This window comes from Salinivibrio sp. IB643 (genome assembly GCF_001996105.1).
Lineage (GTDB): Bacteria > Pseudomonadota > Gammaproteobacteria > Enterobacterales > Vibrionaceae > Salinivibrio > Salinivibrio costicola.
Map to the genome: position 1 here is coordinate 82,629 of NZ_MUFF01000005.1, position 20,533 is coordinate 103,161.

A 20,533-nucleotide genomic window follows, 5' to 3' on the forward strand; every position below is an offset into this window, starting at 1 on the left:
CCGCGGGGCCTTTTTTATTGCTTCGCCACCATGGTTTCAAACGCGTCGATCACCTGCTGAGTGTCAATGGCGGCCATCACATGATCGCCTTTCACCCGCGTGCTCCATGCTAGCTGATCAACGGGCTTACCATGTTGCTGTTCAGCAAAGGTTTCGTAAACACTGACCACATCCGCGAGATTGTTATAAGGGCCGGTGCGCTTCGGGTTGCTATGGCCATAAAGGCCTAAGACGGGCGTGCCTTGTGTGGTTGCTATGTGCGCGGGGCCAGAATCGGGAGCCAGCACCGCATCGGCGCGTGCGAGCACCGCAGCTAATTGCTTGAGGCTGGTTTGTCCCACCAAGTTAACCAGTGGCGCGTTAGCGGCGGCGATAATGCGCGCGGCCAGCGTTTTTTCACGCGCCGCCGGTGAACCACAAAGTGCCACCTGATATCCTTTATCGACTGCGTAGTCGGCAAATTCAGCGTAGCGCTCTGGCAGCCAGTTACGCTCATCTTTACTTGCGGCAGGACTGATCACGACAGTAGGCTTGTCACCCAGTTGCGCGTTGGCAAAGGCATGATCGTCTTCAGAAAGTGGTAGTTGCCACTGCGGTGGCGTAATCGGCACGCCCAAGTATTGGGTAAAGGCGAACAAGCTATCTAACACATGGCAAGATTGAGTATCGGGGATCCGTTTATTGGTAAACAGCCACTGCCCTTCTTTCGCTCGGTGACGATGAAACCCCACGCGATGGCGCGCGCCGATCCCCACCGTCAGTAAACTAGCGCGTAAAGCAAGCTGCATATGCACTAGCGCATCAAACCGGCGCCCTTTCAGCTGCCGCCAGACTTGACGCATGCCTGCCAATCCCGCTTTTTTATCAAACACCACCAGCTCCACCCCATCAAGCCCGGCTAAAAGCTGTGCTTCGACTTTACCAACCACCCAAGTGATCTGCGTCTGCGGCCAGTGGCGCTGCACGGCTTGAATCGCCGCGACCGCATGACAAACATCACCAATCGCAGACAGGCGTAAAAAACACAGGGAGCGTGGGGCGTGAGTAAACAGAGGCATAACAAATTCCAATTAAGTTATCGCGCCGATTATGCAGTTGGCTCGGTTAAATGTAAAATACCGGTCTATCGATCAAATTGTTACGAGAATGTATTTATGGGCGCTAATACATCCCCCTCAGAAAAGCCGCGAGGACTGATACGTATCATTAAAGCCACTGGCTATTCTTGGGCTGGATTAAAAGCGGCATATCACCATGAAGCCGCGATCCGTCAAGAAGTTGTATTATTGGCTGAGGCGCTAGTCGTATTGCTCTGGCTGCAATTACCACTGACGGAATCCTTGATGATGTTCAGCGTCATTGTGTTAGTGATTATCGTCGAACTACTTAACTCGGCCATTGAAGCCGTGGTCGACAGAGTGGGTGTAGAGCGCCATGAACTCAGTGGCAGAGCCAAGGACATCGGCTCTGCGGCGGTGTTTGTCAGTTTGCTTTTAGCCGGTGTGGTCTGGCTTACCATCTTATGGCATCACTTTGGTGTCCCACTTATTCAATAACACACGTCGTCATACAACCCGGCAACGCGCCCGTTACGTTGCCAATTGATTAACTCAACTGTGATGAGAAACCATGTCTTTTAAATCGCGACTTCAAACACATAGCTGGTTTATTGCCATTAACGCTCTTGCATTGATGGCAATAGCTAGCCGCTACTTTGCGTTTCTACCTAGCTTTCCTACTGAGCCACTTGGCATCACCTTTATCGTGGTCAGTACCTTTAGCCAGATGGCCTTACTTGCCGCTATTGTTGGCTTGCTAACACTTCCGCTGTTACTGCTGTCAAGCAAAGTGTACCGGCCATTACTTGCCCTGATAGCCTCAGTGGGTGTGATCACGCTTTTCATCGATACCATCGTCTTCGCACAGTATCGATTCCATATCAATGCCATGGTGCTGGATTTGATCCTCGCCGGGCAAATTGTCAGCTTCCCGCTGATCACTTGGCTGATGGTAGTAGGTGGCGTGCTTGCCTGTGTCGCTGCGCAATGGTGGCTACTGGCTGCGTTGTCACGGACACGTTTTTCTTCCCAACAGAAAATCGGCAAAAAATTCGCGCTGCTCACGTTTCTTACCTTGCTTGCCACCCACGGGATTCACATTTGGGCTGCAGCCTACGCGTACCAACCTGTGACAACAGTGAAACGTTATTTGCCGCTTTTCTATCCAGCTACGGCCAACAGCATGATGCGCAAAAACGGCTGGATTGATGAACAAGCTCTAGCGCGCCAAAAAGCCATGGATGTAGATCGCGAAGCCGACCTTAACTATCCCCTTTCACCGCTGGACACGACCGAGGTTACACAGCCAGTGAATATCATGTTTTTGGTGGTAGACTCATGGCGCGCGGATACCTTCAATGCTGACAACACGCCCAACCTTTGGGCACTGGCACAAAATGGTCGTACCTATTCACATCATCTTGCGACGGGGAACGCCACCCGTACCGGCATTTTTGGCTTGTTTTATGGCATGCCTGGTACCTATTGGCATAGCTTTCTTGCCAATCAGCAATCTCCGGTATTGATGGACCGCCTGCAGGCACTCGATTATCAACTGGGTATTTTTACCGCCGCGCAATTGGAAAAGCCGGAATTCAACCAAACCGTATTTACCAGGGTGTCCGATTTACGTAACGGCTCTGAGGGCGATTCTCCCGCCGAGCTAGACGCAGATCTGACCCAAGATTGGATCCGTTGGCATAAGCAGCGTGAGTCCAATCGTCCCACCTTCTCATTTTTGTTTTACGATGCGCCACATGGCTATGATTTTCCTGCGGACTTTATCCCCAAGTATCAACCGATGTTGGACGAAATTAACTATCTCAAGTTAAATAACGAGACCGATCCGACACCGTTTTTCAATCGCTACAAGACCAGCGTACGCTACGTTGATAGCTTGGTTGCTAAGGTCATTGATGAGCTAAAACAAAGCGGAGAGTTCGACAATACCTTGATTGTGATCACTGGCGATCACGGCCAAGAAATGAATGACAATCAACTGAATTTTTGGGGACATAACAGTAACTTTACTGACCCACAAATTCACGTACCTTTCGCGATGATAGGCCCCGGCATCGATGCAAAACAGATCGATACCGGCAAGCAGCTRACCAGCCACCAAGATGTTGCGCCCACCCTGATGAAGCATTATTTGGGCGTCACGTCCGATCCGGCCAGCTACGCGATTGGTCATGACTTACTTGCACCCAACCCCGGGCAAGATTGGGTGTTATCGTCAAACTATAGCGGCTATGCGTTGGTCACCGACGACACCATTTTAGAAGTGGGTGCAGGAGGGCAATATCAATACATGGACAATACCAACCGACCCATAGAAAACGCATCACCTGACTTTGCGCAAATGGAAAAAGCCCTCGAGCAAATTAGCCGTTTCCGCTAGTCCACTGTTTGCGCGTGACTCCCATTCGCGAGCCTCTGTCTTCCAGAGGCTCGTCTATCCGTTTTTTGCAGGCTAGACCCAGTCAAAAAACTGCACAAACGCTTGCCATTGCGCCGATGCATCCGCCAGCCTCGCCGGATAAAAACGCACGGCCTGACCGGGTCGCGTTTGCGCCAACATGCTCAAGCTGGCACGGGTTAAACAGCCAAGCTTAGGATAACCACCAAGTGTTTGCCGATCGTTGAGTAATACAATCGGCTGACCGTCAGGGGGCACTTGCACGGCCCCGAGCGCAATGCTTTCGGAGACAATACCCGGTTGCTTGCTCACAACGCTCGGTCCGTTGAGCCGCACGCCCATACGATCACTGTGCTGATCGACCGTGTATTCGCCATCAAAAAATGCCGTCAGCGCCTCGGCGCTAAAACTATCAAATTGATACCCCGGCACAAGCGCTAGTGGGGTCAGGGCATGGTAGTCAGGAATAAAACGTGTCGGCACACCGCGCACCCTTGGCAACAGCGCATGAGGTCGACAAGGCAACATATCTCCTTTGGTGAGCGCCATGCCTCCCGCCTGTTCACCTAATCCGGAATGGAGGCCGCCGAGTTGATTGCGCATCACCGTCGCGGCACTGCCAAATGCGCCATCTACCGCCAACCCGCCACGCACCGCGAGATAGGCCCGCAAGCCACGGCGTGCGTAGCGTAAACGCAATTCATCCCCCGCATTTAGTGTCAACGTCTGCCACATACCCACGCGCTGACCATTAATACAAGGTTGCATGTCTGCGCCGGTAATAGCGATCGAAATAGCATGCTCAGCACGAAAACGTGCTTGACCCATGGTTATCTCGACCAACGGCGCCTTTGCGGGGTTATCGAGTAAATAATTCGCCCAAGCAAATGCGTGGCAATCGACCGGCCCGCCTTGGCTTAAGCCAAGCTGGCCCACCCCGTAGCGCCCTGTGTCTTGCACCAAGCTCAATACGCCGGGGTCAAGCACCGTTAATCCTGCCACCATTGACCTCCTGCCGCGCGGTAATCAGACTCTGACATCGGCTCAAAACGGACGGTATCACCTACATCAAACGGCATCATGGGCGATTGACGGGAATTAAATAGCACTTTGGGGCAGTTGCCAATAATTTGCCAGCCCGCGGGTGACGCTGCCGGATACACCGCGGTTTGCTGTTGTGCAATGCCCACACTGCCGGCAGGGATCTGATGACGAGGCGTGGTATGACGGGGCATAGCTATTGTCTCATCCACCGACGCAAGAAAGGCAAAGCCGGGCGCGAAACCAATCGCACAGACGGTGTAAGTTTGTTGACTGTGTCGCGCAATCACCTCTTGCTCACTTACGCCGGCAAACTCGGCGACCGCAGCCAGATCGGGCCCAACCGAGGGATGATAATACACCGGCAGCGTCACCTGTTTTCCACTCCCTGAGTCTCGGGTGACTCGCAGTGAATCGCCTTGATTCATCACCCACGTTTTCAACGTTTCTGGCGATAGTGAGCGAACATTCACTTCCACCAGAACGCTGGTGTAGGCGGGAATTAACTCAACTACACCACGACCAAAATGTTGCTGGATTCGCTCACACAGCGCAGATAACTGTGGGACTAAGGCAAGATCGATCTTATTGCCCAACCGGATCATTACCGTGGTTTCACTGACCTGCTCAACCTTGAGTGTCATGGTGTTAAGGCCTTTCTGAGTTGTTTTATCGCCTCGACCGATTGTGGGTTATCGCCATGCACACACACCGTATCCGGCGAAAGCGAGAGCGTTTGTCCCTCAAGGGTTGTCACCGTGCCATGTTGAGATAACTGCAACACCTGCGCAATCATCGCGTTGGCGTCATCTAACACAGCGCCCGGTTGACCGCGCGGCGCCAATTGCCCTGACGCCAGATAGGCTCTATCGGCAAAGGCCTCAAAAATCAGCGGCACACCGGCTTGTTGGGCAAGTTGGCGATGTGGACGGTTATCAGGCAGTGCCAGCACCATTAATGGCGTATTAGGCAGCGTATCAGCCACCGCGGCCAACACCGCTTCAAAGCAATCATTGTCCACCATCATAGTGTTATACAGCGCACCATGGGGCTTCACATAATCAAGGCTCGCATTAAAGCGTGCACAGATCCCTTGTAATGCGCCGATTTGATAGCCAACGAGGTGACTAATTTGTGCAGGGGTATGATCAATATGACGACGGCCAAAGCCCTGCTTATCGGCGTAGCCGGGATGAGCACCAATACTCACATTATGCTTTACTGCAAGTGCCACCGTGGCCGCCATTACATCAGGATCAGAGGCATGAAAACCACACGCGATATTGGCCATATCAATCCATGGCATCAGCGCGCTATCCATTCCCATCGTCCACGCACCAAAGCTCTCACCCATGTCTGCGTTTAGTTTCATCATTCCCTCGATTTCACTGACTTTGCTTTACCTTACGGCTTTTTAACCCGCGGATAAACCAACAAAATAGTCAGGATGTGAGTCTTGTGTCGTACTCATAAGACTGATAGTTTAAACCACTATGAAAACGGTATTTGATACACACACTCTATTGATTTTTCGCACCCAGTGGTGGCGCGCGCTTTAGCGTGCCATTGAGTCTGGGTATTCATTGGCCGCCGGTAGGCAGTCAATGAATCGTTTTCAACTTCCCTGTCTCCGTCGGCCTTTATCCTCAAGGAGACAACAATGCACACCCCCTACGCTATCGATAAAAACGCTATCGACAAAAACGACGTTATTCTGACCGGCGATCGCGCCACTGGCCGCTTACATCTTGGTCATTACAGTGGCTCACTTAGCCAACGACTTGCCTTACAAGGACAATGTGCTCAAACCATTCTGGTCGCAGATATGCAGGGATTAACCGACAATGGTCATCAACCGGGTCACGTCGCCACGCATATTTTAGGCTTGGTCGCGGACTATCTCGCGGTTGGGCTTGACCCTGACAAGGTCACAATTTGTCAGCAATCCCAACTTCCTGCGCTCGCAGAACTCACCATGTTTTATAGTAATTTAGTGAGTTACGCACGACTGATCCGCAATCCAACGGTAAAGCACGAAATCAACGACAAACAGTTTGGACAGCAAGTCCCCGTCGGTTTTTTAACCTATCCAATCAGTCAAGCTGCCGACATCACCGCATTTGGCGCTAACCTCGTGCCAGTAGGCGATGATCAACTTCCTATGATCGAGCAAACCAACGACATTGTGCGCAAATTTAATCACGTTGTCGGCGAGCCTGTATTACGCGAATGTCGTGCACTCACCAGCAAAGCATCGCGCTTGCCGGGTGTTGATGGTAAAAGCAAAATGTCAAAATCTTTGGGTAACGCCATCTATCTTAGCGATGACAATGACACCATACGTGACGCGGTACGATCCATGTACACAGACCCTCAACATCTGCGCGTCTCAGATCCCGGCCAAGTCGAGGGCAATGTCGTTTTTACCTACTTGGATGCTTTCCACTCTGACGCTCAACACGTCGCCGAACTCAAAGCCCATTATCAGCGCGGCGGTCTAGGGGATATGGCAGTGAAAAACGTGCTGACCGATATCTTAACCTCCCTGATATCGCCCATTCGAGAACGGCGAAAAGCACTCTTGAACGCCCCTGATTACTTGTCTGATGTCCTAAAAGATGGGCAACAAAAGGCGCGTATACAGACAGACCAAACATGCCAGAACGTTAAGCGTTCGTTGGGCCTACTTGTCGGATAAAGAGGTAAGAGGAGTGAGTGAAAAAAGGCGCTGACGGATTCAGCGCCTTTTTTCTGTTCCGCCATCGGCTTAGCGTTCTACTTCAGGCAGCGCGCGCGCCATTAATGCGCCGAGTAAACCAAAAACGGACAACACCGAAATGACGACCATGATCCCCCATTGACTAAGCCACGCAGTAGCCGCGCCCATCAATAACAAAACGAGACCAATGAGTGTATTGCTGACTGAAACATAATCAGTGCGCCGATTACCTTCGGCCATATTCACAATGTAGGTTTTACGCCCAAGACGCACGCCCTCGTGAGCAATGGTCAGGACAAAATAGACGCCAGGTAACACCCACGCCAATGAGAACAGCGTCGGGTACCACTGACTAATACTGACCACCACCAGCCCCAGTACCGCCGTGACCACGGCGGCGATCATCATCACTTGGCGGCTAGAATGATCGGCAAAAAGTCCCCAAAAAGGTGCAGAAATGAGGCTCGCAACGCCGCTAATTGCGACAAAACTTGCGGTGGTGATCGCCAACGCTTGGCTATGCTGACTGGCTAACAACACATAATAGGGCGCGGATAAGGCCGAACACAGTAACAGGGAGCGCGTGATCACAAAATGGCGCAGCCGTCTATCATCCACCAGTAAGCGTAGTTTAGAAAGCGCATGCGTCAGCGCATTGGCACCGCCTTCAGTGGCTCCTTCGTATTCATCAACTTGGCTATACATCGCCGCAGCGACCCACCAAAGTACCGCGCCGAACGCCAATAGCGCGCAATACACCCACACATGCTGCTGATCCGAAACACTGAACAATCCAATACCGGCGGCAATCGTCACCGCCCCCGCCAAGCTTGACGACCATCCATTCAAGCGTCCTCGCTGCGGTTTAGGGATGGTTTTCCCCAGCACATCTTTCGAAGCGACCGAGCACAAGCCTCGCGCCAGACTAAATACCACCAGCAAGCCGATAATGCTCCAGCCGGCCACTTGACCGGTTAAAAGCAACGCGGCGATCGCCATCGCCAGAATACACGTCCCTTGAATGACAGAGCCCGCCACCCATGCCCACTTACGTACCGCAAATTGGCGGACATAACCGGCGATACCTAACTGAGGCACTAACGAACCTGCCTCGCGAATAGGTACCAATAAGCCAATTAACGCTAACGGGGCGCCCACTGCAGTGAGAATCGCTGGCAAGACAATTTTCGGGTTAGATACCGCGTCGCCAATTTTGGTGAGTCCTTGACTGACGATGATGCGGAAAAAATTGCCCGGTACTTCACGACACGCACTGCCATCAATGTCTTTACACGCCCGCGCGTCTTCCTCGTTAAATAGCTTTTGATGAAGATCATCCGCGAGTTTATCCACACATCCCCCCAACTCTATGATTTATTTGCTTGATAGCAGCACTAGAGTCAATCATTGTAAATCTTTATGTCGAAAACGTGTTAACCAATATTCGCGGTAACGAAAGTAACAATAGGTCGACGCAAACAAAAAGAAAAGATAAGACAAAGAAAACACAAACGGGGAGGTAATAAGCGAGTGCTTTAACCCGATGAGTACACCCGCCGCAGTCACTGTCATTTTAGCCGCCACACCGAGCAACAACAAAAATAAAGCAAACTGCGGATAATGCGTGCTACGAAAGGTGATCCAATAACAAACTCCCACGGCTGTACTAGCGACGCCAAAGCCTAAAAGATAAGAATGAAAGTGTTCACCTGCCAGCACGCCACCCAAAACGGTAAGTGCTGTTATGACGAGAAAAACCATACGCTGCCGCCTTTTCTTTTCAGTATGACACTGAATAGCCTTATCGAGCAGCGGGAGACTAAGAGATTGCGATCTTGTTAGCAGGCTTGATACATACCGATGGGATAGACGCCTCGCGGTGGGTCCACAAAGCACCATACCGGTTGTTCAATGCATCGACCGTAACCACTTGCCCCTGACGCCGAATACGCATATTTGTCCCCAACTCAATACCAGTCAATCCTACCGCGTCAAACACACCATCCACATAATTAAAGCTATCGACAGCTAAATCAACAATACGAAATGCTCGACGGCGAACACTCAAACAAGCAACCCAGCATTTAGCCGCTAAAACTTGGCCAGGAGATTCGGCACGCACAGCAAAACGCCATCCTTCACCGTCGCCGTAAAAATCCATTGGGAAATGGCGCTTAAACATCTTTTTATTGTTGTAAGATTTCATCGCAATCAATCCTATACAGATGCGCTATCATATCTAAAAGGGAAAAAACATACGAGGATTGGTAATAAGAATGAAAAACACACTGTTGGTATGAATTATTGCGTCTGTGGCCATGCTCTTCAATACGCTTGCCTACGCGACGACGCAACAACAGGCGAGAGTACTTTTTATCAATCCAGGCTTTGCCAATAAGAGCTTTTGGCAGGATGTAGGCGATTACGCCAAGGCTGCTGCCAAGACGTTGAATCTTGACCTTACCATTCGACATGCAGATCGTAATCACTTTGCAATGCGCCAAATTCTCTCTGCCACTTTAAATAAACCGACTCGTCCCGATTATGTCATCATCGTTAATGAGAAATTAGCCGCGGATGATCTGCTACCGATGTTACGCGATTATCCCATTTACGTTCAGGTCATCTTAAATGATATAGATGAACAGACAAAAAATATCCATAGAAAAAGAGACGTATTGGCAAGAATATCTCCTAGCTWGCATCATTCCGGATAACGAGGCCATTGGTCATACGATCGCGAAGGCAATGGTAAACGCAGGTAACAATGAGTCTGGCGACGCTGTTATGATTTCGGGCGATCTCACCACGCCAGCCTCCGTTCAACGCGATGCGGGGGGTCAACGTTTTTTTGATGAGCAACCAAATATTACTTTGCGTCAGATTGTCCATGGTCAATGGGACGAGTCCATTAGCCAAGAGCAGATGCACACCTTGTTGCAACGTTACCCGGATGTACGTTACGTGTGGACGGCCAATGACCACATGGCATTTGGCGCAATAAAAGCCGCGAAGCAAGCAGGAAAGACACCAGGCGAGGATATTTTCTTTGCCACAGTCAACACACCAGAAAAGGTGCTCGCTTTACGTGAGAAAGGTAATATTTCAGCACTGGGAGGGGGGGGCATTTCACTGCAGCCGGCCTTGCATTGAGCCATATTTATGCGCACGATAGTGGCTTACCAATACCAAAAAGATGCGACGATGCACTTTTTCGTTTAACTTCACCTAATTCACGTTTTTTCAAACAGTTACGCGAACAAGCTTGGCACGAGATTCCATTTATAAAAATGGCTCGACGGACCGAAAACCAATGCACGCCTCATTCAACGGATATGGATAACTAAGTGACAAAACGCGCTATAAACTTACGTGGTCTTCAAACTCGCGTCGCCTTTATCGTGCTCGCCATTAGTTTGCTCTTTGCTATTGGGACGACCCTGACGCAAATGTATATTAACTATCAGCGAGCACTAACAACCACAACGCAGCTGGTGGAAACCCGTAGCCAAAATTCAGCTCGGATCATTAGCCATGCATTATGGATTGTTGATTTAGAACTCGTACGCCGCAGTGTCAAAGGGTTAGCGATGACGCCCACCGTCTGTCGGGTCGACGTCACAGGTTTTGATGGCACGACGGTTACCGAAGTTAATCACACCAGTCGTCATTGTGACGCCAACCACCAAGCACTGCTGAGTGTTCAAGGTAATAATATTGGTACTCTGAATATCGTTCTTGAWCACAGCGAGGTAAAGCGTGAAGCATTGAGTAGTACCGTGCCTATTGCTGCCGTTCATTTTACCGAAACATTGATGATTTCATTGTTGATTCTCTGGGTGCTAAATCGGCTTTGCTCTCGGCCACTCAAGCAACTTGTAACGACTTTAGACTATTACCAAGCCGATAGAATCAGTCAAAGTAGTGTGCCGATTCAATTAATTCAACGTAATGATGAGATTGGTAAAGTTTCTCGTTCAATCAATTCGCTCCAGTCCCGAATCAAAGACGATTTATTACAAAAACGCATCATAGAACGCGAGCTACGCCAACATCAAACGTTGCTCGAAGAACAAGTAGAATAACGCACAAAAGCACTGAGTTGGCAGTCGAATGCGAGCTCATTATTGGCTGATATCTCGATTCAATTTCTACGCGCTAACTCTCAACATATCACCGAGGACGTTGAGCTTATTTTCCCGCAAATGGCGTCACCATTAGGAGTAGAGACCATCGGCTGGTATGCCTTTGATTCTAACCGCGCTGAACGTCGCTGTTATTGGCCAGAAGAGGCCGACTTTGCACCAAAAACAGTGGATTTAAGTGACATGCACATGATAAAACGCTGGCTTGCAGATACCGATACATTGGTGGCCCCTAACGTTGGCCAGCTGGGCGATGATGCCATGAATGAACGATCGTGGTTGCGTCAACGACATATTCTCTCTTTTGCGGCTTTTCCACTAACCGACGGCCGCAAGAGCTTTGGGATGATCACGGTGGCGAATCGTCAATTACCGTTTATCTGGGATAACAACAAAACGTTACTATTGAAGCGCTTTGCGACGGCGATTAGTGAAGTCATGATTCGAGAGCGCAACCACTTTGCTATGGAACAGTTGCAAGAAGAACTGATCGCAACCAACGAAAAACTGAAAGTACAGGCAGAGACAGATGACCTCACCCGCCTGAGCACACGCCGCCCCTTTAAACGTGAGCTAAAGAGCCATATCCGTCATGGTATTGAGAATGACTTACCTGTTGCGGTAATGATGATCGATGTCGATCACTTCAAAGCGTACAACGATGAGTATGGGCATCTAAAAGGCGATGATGTACTCACTAAGATTGCGCGGGTACTGCTCAAGCAAACTAAAGCCTTTCAAGGCTCAGTTGCAAGGTTTGGGGGAGAAGAGTTTGCTATCACGCTTTCAACCCACTACGCCTCTCAGCTTCATGCATTAGCTGATGCGATTCATGATGACATTGCGGCACTTGGCCTCACCCATGCGAAAAACCCAGATGGCAAGACGATTACAGTGAGCATTGGCGGGATCATTTTGCAACCGACCGATGAAACCACTGACTCTTATCTGCTAGAAATGGCAGACCAACGTCTGTATCAAGCGAAAGAGGAAGGACGGAATCGTATTAATATACTTGACCGCCATCATCAAAAATAGCGAGCTCGCTCACGTCATGTCCTTTATCCTTCTGGCGTTTCATGACAGCATCATGACGGTATGCTACAACCCAATGTCAAATGAGGTTGTAGCAACCGTTGGTCCAAATGGATGTCACTTGCTAAACATGTCCGCAAGCTGATGGCCATGATCGACGCTAGAGAAGGAAGTCCGATGAAAGTCGTCTTTGTCCGCCATGGAAAAACCGATTACGCTTTGGCAGATGCTCGTCAGATGAGTCAGTTAGAAAAAGATTATGCGCCACTACAACGTGCGTGTATTCCAGACATCCAGGCCTTGGCCAATCACACTGCCTTACAACAAGCGGATATTATATTGTCGTCGCCCTATACGCGCGCCCTGCAAACAGCAGAAATTCTCAACCGACAGCTGCAAAAAGATCTGTTTGTTGAGCACGATTTACGCGAATGGCAAGCGGATATAAAGGGGAGCTATATTCCTCTTTCTGAACGAGATCGTCGCTGGATTGAGTATAGAGAGCTGTTTGCCAACGGTAATGAGGTTACTAACGCCGGTTATGAATCCGCAACAGCTTTGCACCGTCGCGTGAGCGCTGTGCTCGACATGTATCACGAGTATTCAACCATTGCCGTCGTCGCACATTTTAATGTGATAGAGGCGATCGTGGGTTATCGTGAACAAGGCATTGAATACGGCGAAGTGATTGAATTTGATTATCAACCTAACGTGTAAACCATCATCTTCATCCTAGCGGTCGTATAGCGATAAAAGCAAAAGGGACGCCGAACGCGTCCCTTTTAGCCTATCCTCTAGCCCGTCAAGCCATTGTTGGCAATGACCTGTTTATACCAGTCAAAGCTTTTTTTACGGGAGCGAGAAAAGTCACCACTGCCATCGTCATGACGATCAACATAAATGAACCCATACCGCTTGCGGTATTCTCCGGTGGTGAAAGATACACAATCAATACATCCCCAAGGCGTGTATCCCATCACATCCACACCATCGAGTGAAATCGCCTCTTCAAGCGCTTCAATGTGTTGCGACAAATAGTCGATACGATAATCATCGTTGATTGCGCCGGTTTGATCGGGAATATCCACCGCCCCTAGACCATTTTCAACCACAAAAATGGGCAATTCATAGCGTTCGTACAACTCTGAAAGTGCATAACGTAGCCCTTTCGGATCGATCTGCCAGCCCCAATCCGACGCCGGCAAATGTGGATTCAATCGACTAGCGCTGAACAAGGCATTTTCATCTTGTTCTGGCGGATTAGCATCGACAATATTGGTCATGTAGTAACTGATTGCCAAAAAATCCGCCTGACCATTTTTTAAGATCTGCGCATCATCATCGTGCATCACCACCTTAATCCCTTTGCTTGCCCATTGAGGCCAAATGTAGTGAGGGTAATGACCCCTTATCTGTACATCACTGCACAGGTATTTATCTCGCATCGCTTGCTGTGATGCTAACATGTCATCCGGATGGCACGACGCAGGATATAAAGGCATCATGTGGATCATGCTGCCAATGCTAAATTCAGGATTAATCACATGCCCCAGTGCGACCACTTTGGCACTGGCCACAAATTGGTGATGTAGCACTTGATACAAGGTTTGCTCAGGGTGGTCGTGCTCGGTAAACACCACCCCCGAATTACAATAACCAAATAAAGGATAATCCCAGTTAAGCTGGTTATTGATCTCGTTAAAGGTAATCCAATAGGTGACTTTGTCACGGTAGCGCGTTAATACGGCTTCACAAAAACGAACGAAGTGATCCACGACCGCTCGATTTGCCCAGCCACCATATTCACTGACAAGGTGGTGCGGCATCTCAAAGTGCGACAATGTAATGACAGGCTCGATATCATGCTCTAACAAGCAATCAATCATTCCATCATAAAACGCCAGCCCCGCTTCGTTAGGGGTCGCTTCATCCCCATTTGGGAAAATGCGGGACCACGCAATCGACGTCCGAAAGCATTTAAATCCCATCTCTGCGAACATCGCAATGTCGTCGCGGTAACGATGGTAAAAATCAACCGCTTGATGGTTGGGATACGTTTCTTCAGCCTGGACTTGCTCGGTAATCTTACGCGGCACGCCGTGCTCACCTTTGGTAAGCACATCAACGATACTCACGCCTTTACCATCACAGTTCCATCCACCCTCGACCTGATGCGCGGCAACCGCGCCACCCCATAAGAAATTGTCAGGAAACTTATTACTCATGCCTTACCTCTCCTTTATTTTTGTCTCAGCCTAACCGGTTCAATACTGCTGAAGTGTGAACTGGCGCAAAGATTGCCTAAATACTTTTCCTCTCTTAATCTTTGAATAAAAAACCAATATAAAAGAAAAATTATTCTATTAATCTCTACCAGTATCGATGCTAAGCTAGCACCACGACATAAGCGGATGTTTTTCTATTCAACACAAGGAGTTCTCATGAGTCGCTTCAGTCAAGTAGCCATCGTCGGTGGCACCCATGGCAATGAGTTTAGCGGGATTTACGCACTAAAACAGTGGCAAACCAATACATCTGTTACGACTCGGGATAGTTTTTCAACGGAGCATGTGTTCGCGAATCCGTCGGCTTATCATGCAAACAAACGTTACCTCGATTGCGACTTAAATCGACAATTCGATCCTCAAGGGCTCGCCGATCTTACCCTAACAAACTACGAGCAAAGTCGCGCAAAAGTCCTCAATCAACAGCTAGGTCCTAAAGGCGATCCTCGCGTCGATTTCATCATCGATTTACACAACACCACCAGCAACATGGGGCCTACGCTCATTTTGCTCGCATTAGACACATTCAATAAACAGCTTGCTGCCTATATCAGTGAGCGTATGCCCGATGCCATTATTTTAGTAGAAGATCATCTCGAGCCGCTTCAACACGCTTTTTTATGCTCAGTGGCGAAGCAAGGCGTCATTGTTGAGGTTGGTCCTCAACCGCAATCCGTATTACGCCATGATGTAATGGAATCCATGCAAGAAATGACGACGCATATTCTCGATTTTGTGCATCTCTTTAATATCGACAAGGTGCCAGAGCTGCCCGCGCAAGTAACGGCTTATCGCTATAAAGAAACCTTACATCTACCCCAAAATGCACAAGGAGAGCGCATCGGTATGGTGCACCAAAACGTGCAAGACAAAGACTTTGAGCCGATAGTACCTGGCGATCCTTTATTCATGTGCTTTGACGGTCGCGAAGTCGCTTGGGAAGGAAAGTACACTGCRTATCCGCACTTTATTAACGAGGCGGCGTATTACGATAACAATATTGCGATGTCGATGGCAGAGAGGTTTAGTCTAACGGTGTAATTAGGGGAGACGTATAATCTATGTTCGCTGATTCTGCGCCTAATGGATGCTGACACAGTGCACAGGGCGTTGAAGAAGGCGGAGAGGCAGGCATACAGATAATAATACTTAAAAAGAGGGTCGCACCGATAACTGCGACCCTCGTAACCAGTATCTGGTTCAATTACGCGAAGTTGTCACGCAAGTATTCAATAATGTCGTCCGATTCATACATCCACTGGGTTTCGCCGCCTTGGTCAATACGCAGACAAGGCACCATGCCTTTGCCGCCTTCGGTCTGTAGGCGTTGCCATTCTTCGGCATTAGCGTTCATATCCACCAGCGGAATATCTAACTTAAGCTCTGTCATGACTGCACGCACTTTATGGCAAAATGGGCAGTGCTCTTTGTGGTACAAACTTAGTCCGTTCAAATCAGCCATTATGTTTCCTTCTTGGTCATCAAGGCGGCTCTTCAAATACCACCAACTGTGTAAATTCACTCCACGTAATGATGGCATTGAACTTGGTCCCAACGCTAGTCGTTAGCCTGTTTAATTTCATAGTTATAGCTATCTATTAATCTTTTCCAGAGAAATTTTCTTATCTCGTCGTCGTACTACTATTTACAGTGTAAATTTATTGACAACGCGTCGACCTAACGAGACGCCTGACGAACAAATGCTCACAATCCTGACGCACTCCTGAACACATAGTGACATTGATCACATAAATTATTGCAGTTTAATGAAGCTCACCGTACTATCAATCCAAATGACATTTTTGGGATAAGGGTCACACATAGGTTGGTGACACCTGCTACGGACGGGCAGATCGTTTTATCGAATTGAGGATAATATGACATTACCACGATCTTCATGTGCTGCACGTACGGTGCTTAAAGGCGCCGGACAATTTTTTGCAATCGCCCTTTACTTCGCAGGTATTGCAGGCATTGTTCATTACAGTGTCGCGTCGCACAACGTTGCTTCCGAATCATCATTGATTGAGCTTTCCCAACTGGGTCTACTCGCCGCGACGGTATTTGCGTTTCGTCGTGTCGCTAAGTTCAGTCAATCCCTTCACCACGCAGCTGGGCTAATGAGTGCCTTTTTTTTGGTATTAATGATCCGAGAGCTGGATGCTGCACTTGATATGGTGATGCATGGTTTTTGGAAAGTGCCGGCATTAATTGTAACGGGGCTCGCCATTTGGCCCGCATTGAAACACTGGCGTGAAACCCTCACTAGCCTTACGCACGCAATCCATTCAAGACACAGCACGGTTTTAATGATCGCATTAGCGCTGTTACTCGTGTATTCGCGTTTGTTTGGTATGGGCGAGTTATGGGAACAAGCGATGGGCGCCAACTACGTACGAGATGTGAAAAATATCGCTGAAGAAAGTACTGAGTTAGTCGCTTATTCACTCATTTGGCTTTCGGCTCTCGGGTATCTTGTTGAGGCAAAGAAGTTGAGTTTCGTACCAAAAACTCGGCCAAGCTCAACGACAATCGAAAGTGATATCTCAGTCTAATCACCCTCTTCCCCAAATACTTATCTTGTTTTGACGTCGCCAGTGGGCGACGTCGCTGCTTAATGCTAAGATTGAAACAAATAGCATAGGAAGCCGAAAGCATGATGAGAACATTTGCGGTTTTTATTCTCCTTATGAGTGTCTTCGCTCACGCCAATACAGAGGATAAACCAAAAGTCGAACAGCTGGTGACAGGAAAGAACGAGGCTATTTGCAAATCGACGTTTGGACAAGAAATGATCAGCCAGCAAATGACATTCAGCAACCAAACGAACACGCAAAATATCCGTCGGATTGCCGAACGCAAGATTGCTGCAGCACGCAAAACATTTGCTGACACCGGTAGCTATTGTGATGCCGCACACGTGTTGTTGACATTCGAGCCAGAGTCTCTGTCCGGTAAAGATGGCGACGCGCAATTTCGTGATAACTGATGTGCCATAGATGTGGCACTCAGCTTCTCGTTTTGATAGCCAATTAGCCCCCCTTATCTACTACGCCGTCGATAGACGCTGATTGATACCCCATACCTAGTATTGGCTGTGGTACACTTCGACCACAACTTAACAAGGGGTATAACGATGAGAAAAACGCTATTGATTTTGGCTTTAACGGCAACCCTAGTCGGTTGTGAAAACGATGAAGTGGGCGATGTCAGCTTAGGCATGTTCACCATGAAAGACATTAAACTCAATCACCTTGTTGATCCTGTGGTCAGTGGCGTCACATGCCATGTTGCGTCTGTTGAGGCTGATTTGAGCTTTTCTGATCCAAGCGACAGCGCGATTTCATGCCGACAAACTGGCGAGATTACGCCCGAGATGCTTGCCAATATCGATAAAAGTACATCCGGCGAAATAGTATTTAGAAAGTCGAAAAGTATATTTTTTAAGTCAATGAAAATTCGTCGTATTTTCGATGCTAAAAATCAAACGCTTATGTATTTGTCGTACTCGACCAAAGAAACGTCAGGCAGCTTTAAACATAGTCTTTCGACAGTTCCGCTATGGGGAACCAAAGCCTACCAATCTCAGCCACAAAAACACTAATAACCCAAGACGTAGTCGTTATCTGCTAATGCGCCACTCCTATGAGCGATCTTTTATGAATACGGTACAAACACAAATGGATACATGGCTCGATGATGTCGTGATCGGACTGAATCTCTGTCCATTCGCTGCCAAGCCCCGTCGCAACCAACAAATTCGGCTAGATATCTGTTATGCAAAGGAAGATGACGCCATCCTCGAAGCGGTTTATCACGCATTTGTGCATCTGACGCAGACAGACGCCATCATCACAGATACAACCGTGGTCGTCGTACCCGATGCACTAGCAGACTTTGATCACTACCTTGCACTGGTTGAAGCTACCGATGCGCTGATTGATCATTACGGTTGGCGTGGCCGGTTCCAGGTCGCGAGTTTTCATCCTGAATACTGTTTTGACGGCTGCGCCCCAGAAGATAGCGAAAACCTTACCAATCGCTCTCCTTATCCATGCTTCCATTTAATTCGAGAAGCAAGCATGTCGCGTGCGCTTGAGCATTATGGTCAAGATCCTGCTCTTATCCCTGAGCGCAACGTTGCCTGCGTTGAAGCGCTGACACCCTCTCAACGTCAAACACTGTTCCCTTGGATAAACGATGATCAAAATTAAATGATGACCTGCGTTTGATTGAAGTGCCTACCTTTAATTGAAGTGTCAGCGGTGATCATCCATCGCCAATATTGGGTGTGGCAAAAGTCGATCCCTGACTAACTTTGATAATGAAACAGGCAAGAATGTAAGACACAGTTAGCATTTCCGATGTCATCGACTTGTTGATTGACCGTGCGCATCTAAGGATACAAGGAGAGGAACAAGGGAGTGACTATGTCTTACAACAGATTTGAGGCCCCAGTTGGCTGCGTCATATTCGATTGCGACGGCACGCTGGTTGACTCAGAGAAACTATCGCATAAAGCCTTGGTGGAAACTTTCGCGACATTTGGCGTCGTGATTAGCTTACAAGAATCTCTTGATCACTTCGAAGGTGGAAAGCTCTCAGATGTACTACAAAGCACGTGTGAGCGAAGCGGCGCACATATCCCTATCGACCAGCTCGAGCCGCGTTTTCGTGATTTATGCCATCAGTACTTTGAAGCGGAGCTACAACCAGTTAAAGGCATAGAAACGCTAATCAAGGCGCTTAATCAGCAAGGTATTGATACCTGTGTCGCCTCCAATGGCCCTGTTGAAAAAATGGAACACGCATTAGCACTCACCAAGCTGCTGCCTTATTTCCAACATCGCTTGTTCAGTGCTTTTGACACCAACAGCTGGAAGCCTGCCCCTGATCTCCTTCACTATGCCGCAATGAATATGGCCTGCCCCACAGAGCAATGCATCTTTATCGACGATACCAACAAAGGGATCCAAGCAGGGATTAACGCACACATGCGTACTGTTCATTTTAACGCTAACCCTAATGTGCGGACGACTGATCATCCTTTAGTGACGCGCGCATTCAGTATTGAAGACTTAATCGCCCTATTGTGCTGATCCGCTCTTCTGGTTGGTGGATCGTCCACACAGCACAACTGCATGTTGCCGCCACCATTCTTGATCAATACGCACGGTTTGCCACGTGTCTGCTTGCGGTATCCGCCAATAGCGTGTCAACGTCAATGCCGGTGTGCCTGGCGCGATCTCTAAGCCAACACTTTGCGACGAGGCGAGCGCCTCCCAAGCACTTGACCAACTGACCTCAGCCATTGCAAGCGCCCGGTTAGTGCGTATCGTATGATCTAGCCTTGCCTTGTCACCAGTCTCCCACACAGCGGGGAAGAAATCAGGGTGCAGAAACGTCCGTATCCATCCCACCGGTAATTGCTCGATACATACGCGCCCCTCACCTTCATACACTTGACCGAAAGGAGGAAGTAACATGTGATCGCTGATCGCAGCATCAGCCATCTTCTTGGTTTGAGCATGCCAAACAAACTGGCCACCATACGGTCCAAAATACTCCTGCCAATCGCTTAGCTGAGTCGGATCATAAGAACACGGCGTGGGTGCGACAAACCAACCTCGACGATCTCGCCGATACAAGCGCCCCTCTGCTTCTAATACAGCAAGCGCTTCGCGCAAAGTCACGCGCGTAGTCGAAAACGTCTCCGCGAGCTGTCGCTCCCCCGGTAACTTTTTCCCCGGAGCCAGTAGCCCGCGATCGATTTGTGTTAATAATTGCTGGCGAATCGCCATAAACTGCATCATCAAAGGTCACATCTGCTT

Annotated in this window: 24 protein-coding genes; 14 read left to right on the forward strand and 10 right to left on the reverse strand. The window is 49.0% G+C overall.

The genetic code is table 11. From position 1 onward, the window contains the following. Window positions 1-14: 14 nt before the first annotated feature. On the reverse strand, window positions 15-1,058 hold the full coding sequence (locus tag BZG77_RS03440) for a glycosyltransferase family 9 protein (RefSeq protein WP_077646198.1): 1,044 nt from the start codon (window positions 1,056-1,058) through the stop codon (window positions 15-17). 96 nt (window positions 1,059-1,154) lie between these two features. Between BZG77_RS03440 and BZG77_RS03445 the strand changes: the two genes are divergently transcribed. Further along, window positions 1,155-1,556, forward strand: a complete 402-nt coding sequence (locus BZG77_RS03445) for a diacylglycerol kinase (RefSeq protein ID WP_077646199.1) — start codon at window positions 1,155-1,157, stop codon at window positions 1,554-1,556. A 73-nt stretch (window positions 1,557-1,629) separates the two neighbouring features. Beyond that, window positions 1,630-3,459, forward strand: coding sequence for a DUF3413 domain-containing protein (locus BZG77_RS03450; protein ID WP_077646200.1), 1,830 nt, complete (start codon window positions 1,630-1,632; stop codon window positions 3,457-3,459). Between the two features lie 72 nt (window positions 3,460-3,531). Here BZG77_RS03450 and BZG77_RS03455 read toward each other — a convergent pair whose 3' ends face one another. The 3 genes from BZG77_RS03455 to BZG77_RS03465 are packed head-to-tail and all read right to left on the reverse strand — an operon-like array spanning window position 3,532 to window position 5,890. Next, complete coding sequence (locus BZG77_RS03455) at window positions 3,532-4,482, reverse strand: biotin-dependent carboxyltransferase family protein (RefSeq protein WP_077646201.1); 951 nt, start codon at window positions 4,480-4,482, stop codon at window positions 3,532-3,534. Next, complete coding sequence (gene pxpB, locus BZG77_RS03460; RefSeq protein WP_077646202.1) at window positions 4,467-5,162, reverse strand: 5-oxoprolinase subunit PxpB; 696 nt, start codon at window positions 5,160-5,162, stop codon at window positions 4,467-4,469. The genes BZG77_RS03455 and pxpB overlap by 16 nt, the downstream gene beginning before the upstream one ends. Continuing rightward, window positions 5,159-5,890 (reverse strand): 5-oxoprolinase subunit PxpA, encoded by a 732-nt coding sequence (locus BZG77_RS03465; RefSeq protein ID WP_077646203.1) that lies wholly within the window; start codon window positions 5,888-5,890, stop codon window positions 5,159-5,161. The genes pxpB and BZG77_RS03465 overlap by 4 nt, the downstream gene beginning before the upstream one ends. A 288-nt stretch (window positions 5,891-6,178) precedes the next feature. On the opposite strand from BZG77_RS03465, the gene trpS reads away from it, so the two are divergent. Next, the gene (trpS, locus tag BZG77_RS03470; protein ID WP_077646204.1) at window positions 6,179-7,216 is read left to right on the forward strand and encodes a tryptophan--tRNA ligase; all 1,038 of its coding nucleotides are present in this window, start codon (window positions 6,179-6,181) and stop codon (window positions 7,214-7,216) included. Between the two features lie 69 nt (window positions 7,217-7,285). Here the strand turns inward: trpS and BZG77_RS03475 are convergent, their stop codons facing one another. From BZG77_RS03475 to BZG77_RS03485, 3 genes are read right to left on the reverse strand one after another with little or no spacing between them, the layout of a single operon-like run. Next, window positions 7,286-8,590, reverse strand: a complete 1,305-nt coding sequence (locus tag BZG77_RS03475) for an MFS transporter (RefSeq protein WP_077646205.1) — start codon at window positions 8,588-8,590, stop codon at window positions 7,286-7,288. Between the two features lie 51 nt (window positions 8,591-8,641). Next, the gene (locus tag BZG77_RS03480; protein WP_077646206.1) at window positions 8,642-8,998 is read right to left on the reverse strand and encodes an NADH:ubiquinone oxidoreductase; all 357 of its coding nucleotides are present in this window, start codon (window positions 8,996-8,998) and stop codon (window positions 8,642-8,644) included. A 58-nt stretch (window positions 8,999-9,056) separates the two neighbouring features. Then, entirely contained in the window at window positions 9,057-9,443 is a 387-nt protein-coding gene (locus tag BZG77_RS03485; RefSeq protein WP_077646207.1) for a hypothetical protein, read from the reverse strand. A 106-nt stretch (window positions 9,444-9,549) separates the two neighbouring features. On the opposite strand from BZG77_RS03485, the gene BZG77_RS14780 reads away from it, so the two are divergent. The 5 genes from BZG77_RS14780 to BZG77_RS03510 all read left to right on the forward strand — a co-directional run bounded on the left by BZG77_RS14780 (window position 9,550) and on the right by BZG77_RS03510 (window position 13,134). Then, a complete protein-coding gene (locus BZG77_RS14780) occupies window positions 9,550-9,954 on the forward strand; it encodes a hypothetical protein (protein WP_198532381.1) in 405 nt (134 codons plus the stop codon). A gap of 31 nt (window positions 9,955-9,985) precedes the next feature. Beyond that, window positions 9,986-10,390, forward strand: a complete 405-nt coding sequence (locus BZG77_RS03495; protein ID WP_241844095.1) for a substrate-binding domain-containing protein — start codon at window positions 9,986-9,988, stop codon at window positions 10,388-10,390. A gap of 194 nt (window positions 10,391-10,584) precedes the next feature. Further along, window positions 10,585-11,322 (forward strand): HAMP domain-containing protein, encoded by a 738-nt coding sequence (locus tag BZG77_RS03500; protein WP_077646210.1) that lies wholly within the window; start codon window positions 10,585-10,587, stop codon window positions 11,320-11,322. Between the two features lie 42 nt (window positions 11,323-11,364). Then, window positions 11,365-12,420: a GGDEF domain-containing protein gene (locus BZG77_RS03505; RefSeq protein ID WP_077646211.1), complete on the forward strand. Its 1,056-nt coding sequence runs from the start codon at window positions 11,365-11,367 to the stop codon at window positions 12,418-12,420. A gap of 174 nt (window positions 12,421-12,594) precedes the next feature. Then, window positions 12,595-13,134 (forward strand): histidine phosphatase family protein, encoded by a 540-nt coding sequence (locus tag BZG77_RS03510; RefSeq protein ID WP_021024289.1) that lies wholly within the window; start codon window positions 12,595-12,597, stop codon window positions 13,132-13,134. Between the two features lie 77 nt (window positions 13,135-13,211). On the opposite strand, the gene BZG77_RS03515 is transcribed toward BZG77_RS03510, so the two are convergent. Beyond that, a complete protein-coding gene (locus BZG77_RS03515; RefSeq protein ID WP_077646212.1) occupies window positions 13,212-14,642 on the reverse strand; it encodes a 6-phospho-beta-glucosidase in 1,431 nt (476 codons plus the stop codon). A gap of 216 nt (window positions 14,643-14,858) precedes the next feature. Between BZG77_RS03515 and BZG77_RS03520 the strand changes: the two genes are divergently transcribed. Next, entirely contained in the window at window positions 14,859-15,743 is an 885-nt protein-coding gene (locus tag BZG77_RS03520) for an aspartoacylase (protein ID WP_077646213.1), read from the forward strand. A 163-nt stretch (window positions 15,744-15,906) separates the two neighbouring features. Here BZG77_RS03520 and BZG77_RS03525 read toward each other — a convergent pair whose 3' ends face one another. Next, window positions 15,907-16,164, reverse strand: coding sequence for a glutathione S-transferase N-terminal domain-containing protein (locus tag BZG77_RS03525; protein WP_025744429.1), 258 nt, complete (start codon window positions 16,162-16,164; stop codon window positions 15,907-15,909). A gap of 415 nt (window positions 16,165-16,579) precedes the next feature. Here BZG77_RS03525 and BZG77_RS03530 point away from each other — a divergent pair, with 415 nt between their 5' ends. The 5 genes from BZG77_RS03530 (at window position 16,580) to BZG77_RS03550 (ending at window position 19,801) form a co-directional block, all read left to right on the forward strand. Beyond that, a complete protein-coding gene (locus tag BZG77_RS03530) occupies window positions 16,580-17,257 on the forward strand; it encodes a hypothetical protein (protein ID WP_077646214.1) in 678 nt (225 codons plus the stop codon). 101 nt (window positions 17,258-17,358) lie between these two features. Beyond that, window positions 17,359-17,691 carry a hypothetical protein gene (locus BZG77_RS03535; protein ID WP_077646215.1) on the forward strand — a complete coding sequence of 111 codons (333 nt, stop codon included), beginning with the start codon at window positions 17,359-17,361 and terminating at the stop codon, window positions 17,689-17,691. A gap of 147 nt (window positions 17,692-17,838) precedes the next feature. After that, entirely contained in the window at window positions 17,839-18,306 is a 468-nt protein-coding gene (locus tag BZG77_RS03540; RefSeq protein ID WP_077460804.1) for a CreA family protein, read from the forward strand. A gap of 55 nt (window positions 18,307-18,361) precedes the next feature. Continuing rightward, entirely contained in the window at window positions 18,362-18,916 is a 555-nt protein-coding gene (locus BZG77_RS03545) for a DUF1415 domain-containing protein (RefSeq protein ID WP_241844096.1), read from the forward strand. 216 nt (window positions 18,917-19,132) lie between these two features. Then, window positions 19,133-19,801, forward strand: coding sequence for an HAD-IA family hydrolase (locus BZG77_RS03550; RefSeq protein ID WP_077646216.1), 669 nt, complete (start codon window positions 19,133-19,135; stop codon window positions 19,799-19,801). Here BZG77_RS03550 and BZG77_RS03555 read toward each other — a convergent pair. Beyond that, entirely contained in the window at window positions 19,790-20,515 is a 726-nt protein-coding gene (locus BZG77_RS03555; RefSeq protein ID WP_108743933.1) for a GntR family transcriptional regulator, read from the reverse strand. The two genes, BZG77_RS03550 and BZG77_RS03555, sit on opposite strands and share 12 nt — an antisense overlap. Window positions 20,516-20,533: the final 18 nt, after the last annotated feature.

Coding starts and splice junctions, on each gene's coding strand:
- BZG77_RS03445 (WP_077646199.1), top strand. CDS start 1,155: ATGGGCGCTAATACATCCCCCTCAGAAAAGCCGCGAGGACTGATACGT.
- BZG77_RS03455 (WP_077646201.1), bottom strand. CDS start 4,482: ATGGTGGCAGGATTAACGGTGCTTGACCCCGGCGTATTGAGCTTGGTG.
- pxpB (WP_077646202.1), bottom strand. CDS start 5,162: ATGACACTCAAGGTTGAGCAGGTCAGTGAAACCACGGTAATGATCCGG.
- BZG77_RS03525 (WP_025744429.1), bottom strand. CDS start 16,164: ATGGCTGATTTGAACGGACTAAGTTTGTACCACAAAGAGCACTGCCCA.
- BZG77_RS03465 (WP_077646203.1), bottom strand. CDS start 5,890: ATGAAACTAAACGCAGACATGGGTGAGAGCTTTGGTGCGTGGACGATG.
- BZG77_RS03555 (WP_108743933.1), bottom strand. CDS start 20,515: ATGATGCAGTTTATGGCGATTCGCCAGCAATTATTAACACAAATCGAT.
- BZG77_RS03440 (WP_077646198.1), bottom strand. CDS start 1,058: ATGCCTCTGTTTACTCACGCCCCACGCTCCCTGTGTTTTTTACGCCTG.
- BZG77_RS03540 (WP_077460804.1), top strand. CDS start 17,839: ATGAGAAAAACGCTATTGATTTTGGCTTTAACGGCAACCCTAGTCGGT.
- BZG77_RS03550 (WP_077646216.1), top strand. CDS start 19,133: ATGTCTTACAACAGATTTGAGGCCCCAGTTGGCTGCGTCATATTCGAT.
- BZG77_RS03530 (WP_077646214.1), top strand. CDS start 16,580: ATGACATTACCACGATCTTCATGTGCTGCACGTACGGTGCTTAAAGGC.
- BZG77_RS03515 (WP_077646212.1), bottom strand. CDS start 14,642: ATGAGTAATAAGTTTCCTGACAATTTCTTATGGGGTGGCGCGGTTGCC.
- BZG77_RS03510 (WP_021024289.1), top strand. CDS start 12,595: ATGAAAGTCGTCTTTGTCCGCCATGGAAAAACCGATTACGCTTTGGCA.
- BZG77_RS03485 (WP_077646207.1), bottom strand. CDS start 9,443: ATGAAATCTTACAACAATAAAAAGATGTTTAAGCGCCATTTCCCAATG.
- BZG77_RS03535 (WP_077646215.1), top strand. CDS start 17,359: ATGATGAGAACATTTGCGGTTTTTATTCTCCTTATGAGTGTCTTCGCT.
- BZG77_RS03545 (WP_241844096.1), top strand. CDS start 18,362: ATGAATACGGTACAAACACAAATGGATACATGGCTCGATGATGTCGTG.
- BZG77_RS03495 (WP_241844095.1), top strand. CDS start 9,986: ATGGTAAACGCAGGTAACAATGAGTCTGGCGACGCTGTTATGATTTCG.
- trpS (WP_077646204.1), top strand. CDS start 6,179: ATGCACACCCCCTACGCTATCGATAAAAACGCTATCGACAAAAACGAC.
- BZG77_RS03480 (WP_077646206.1), bottom strand. CDS start 8,998: ATGGTTTTTCTCGTCATAACAGCACTTACCGTTTTGGGTGGCGTGCTG.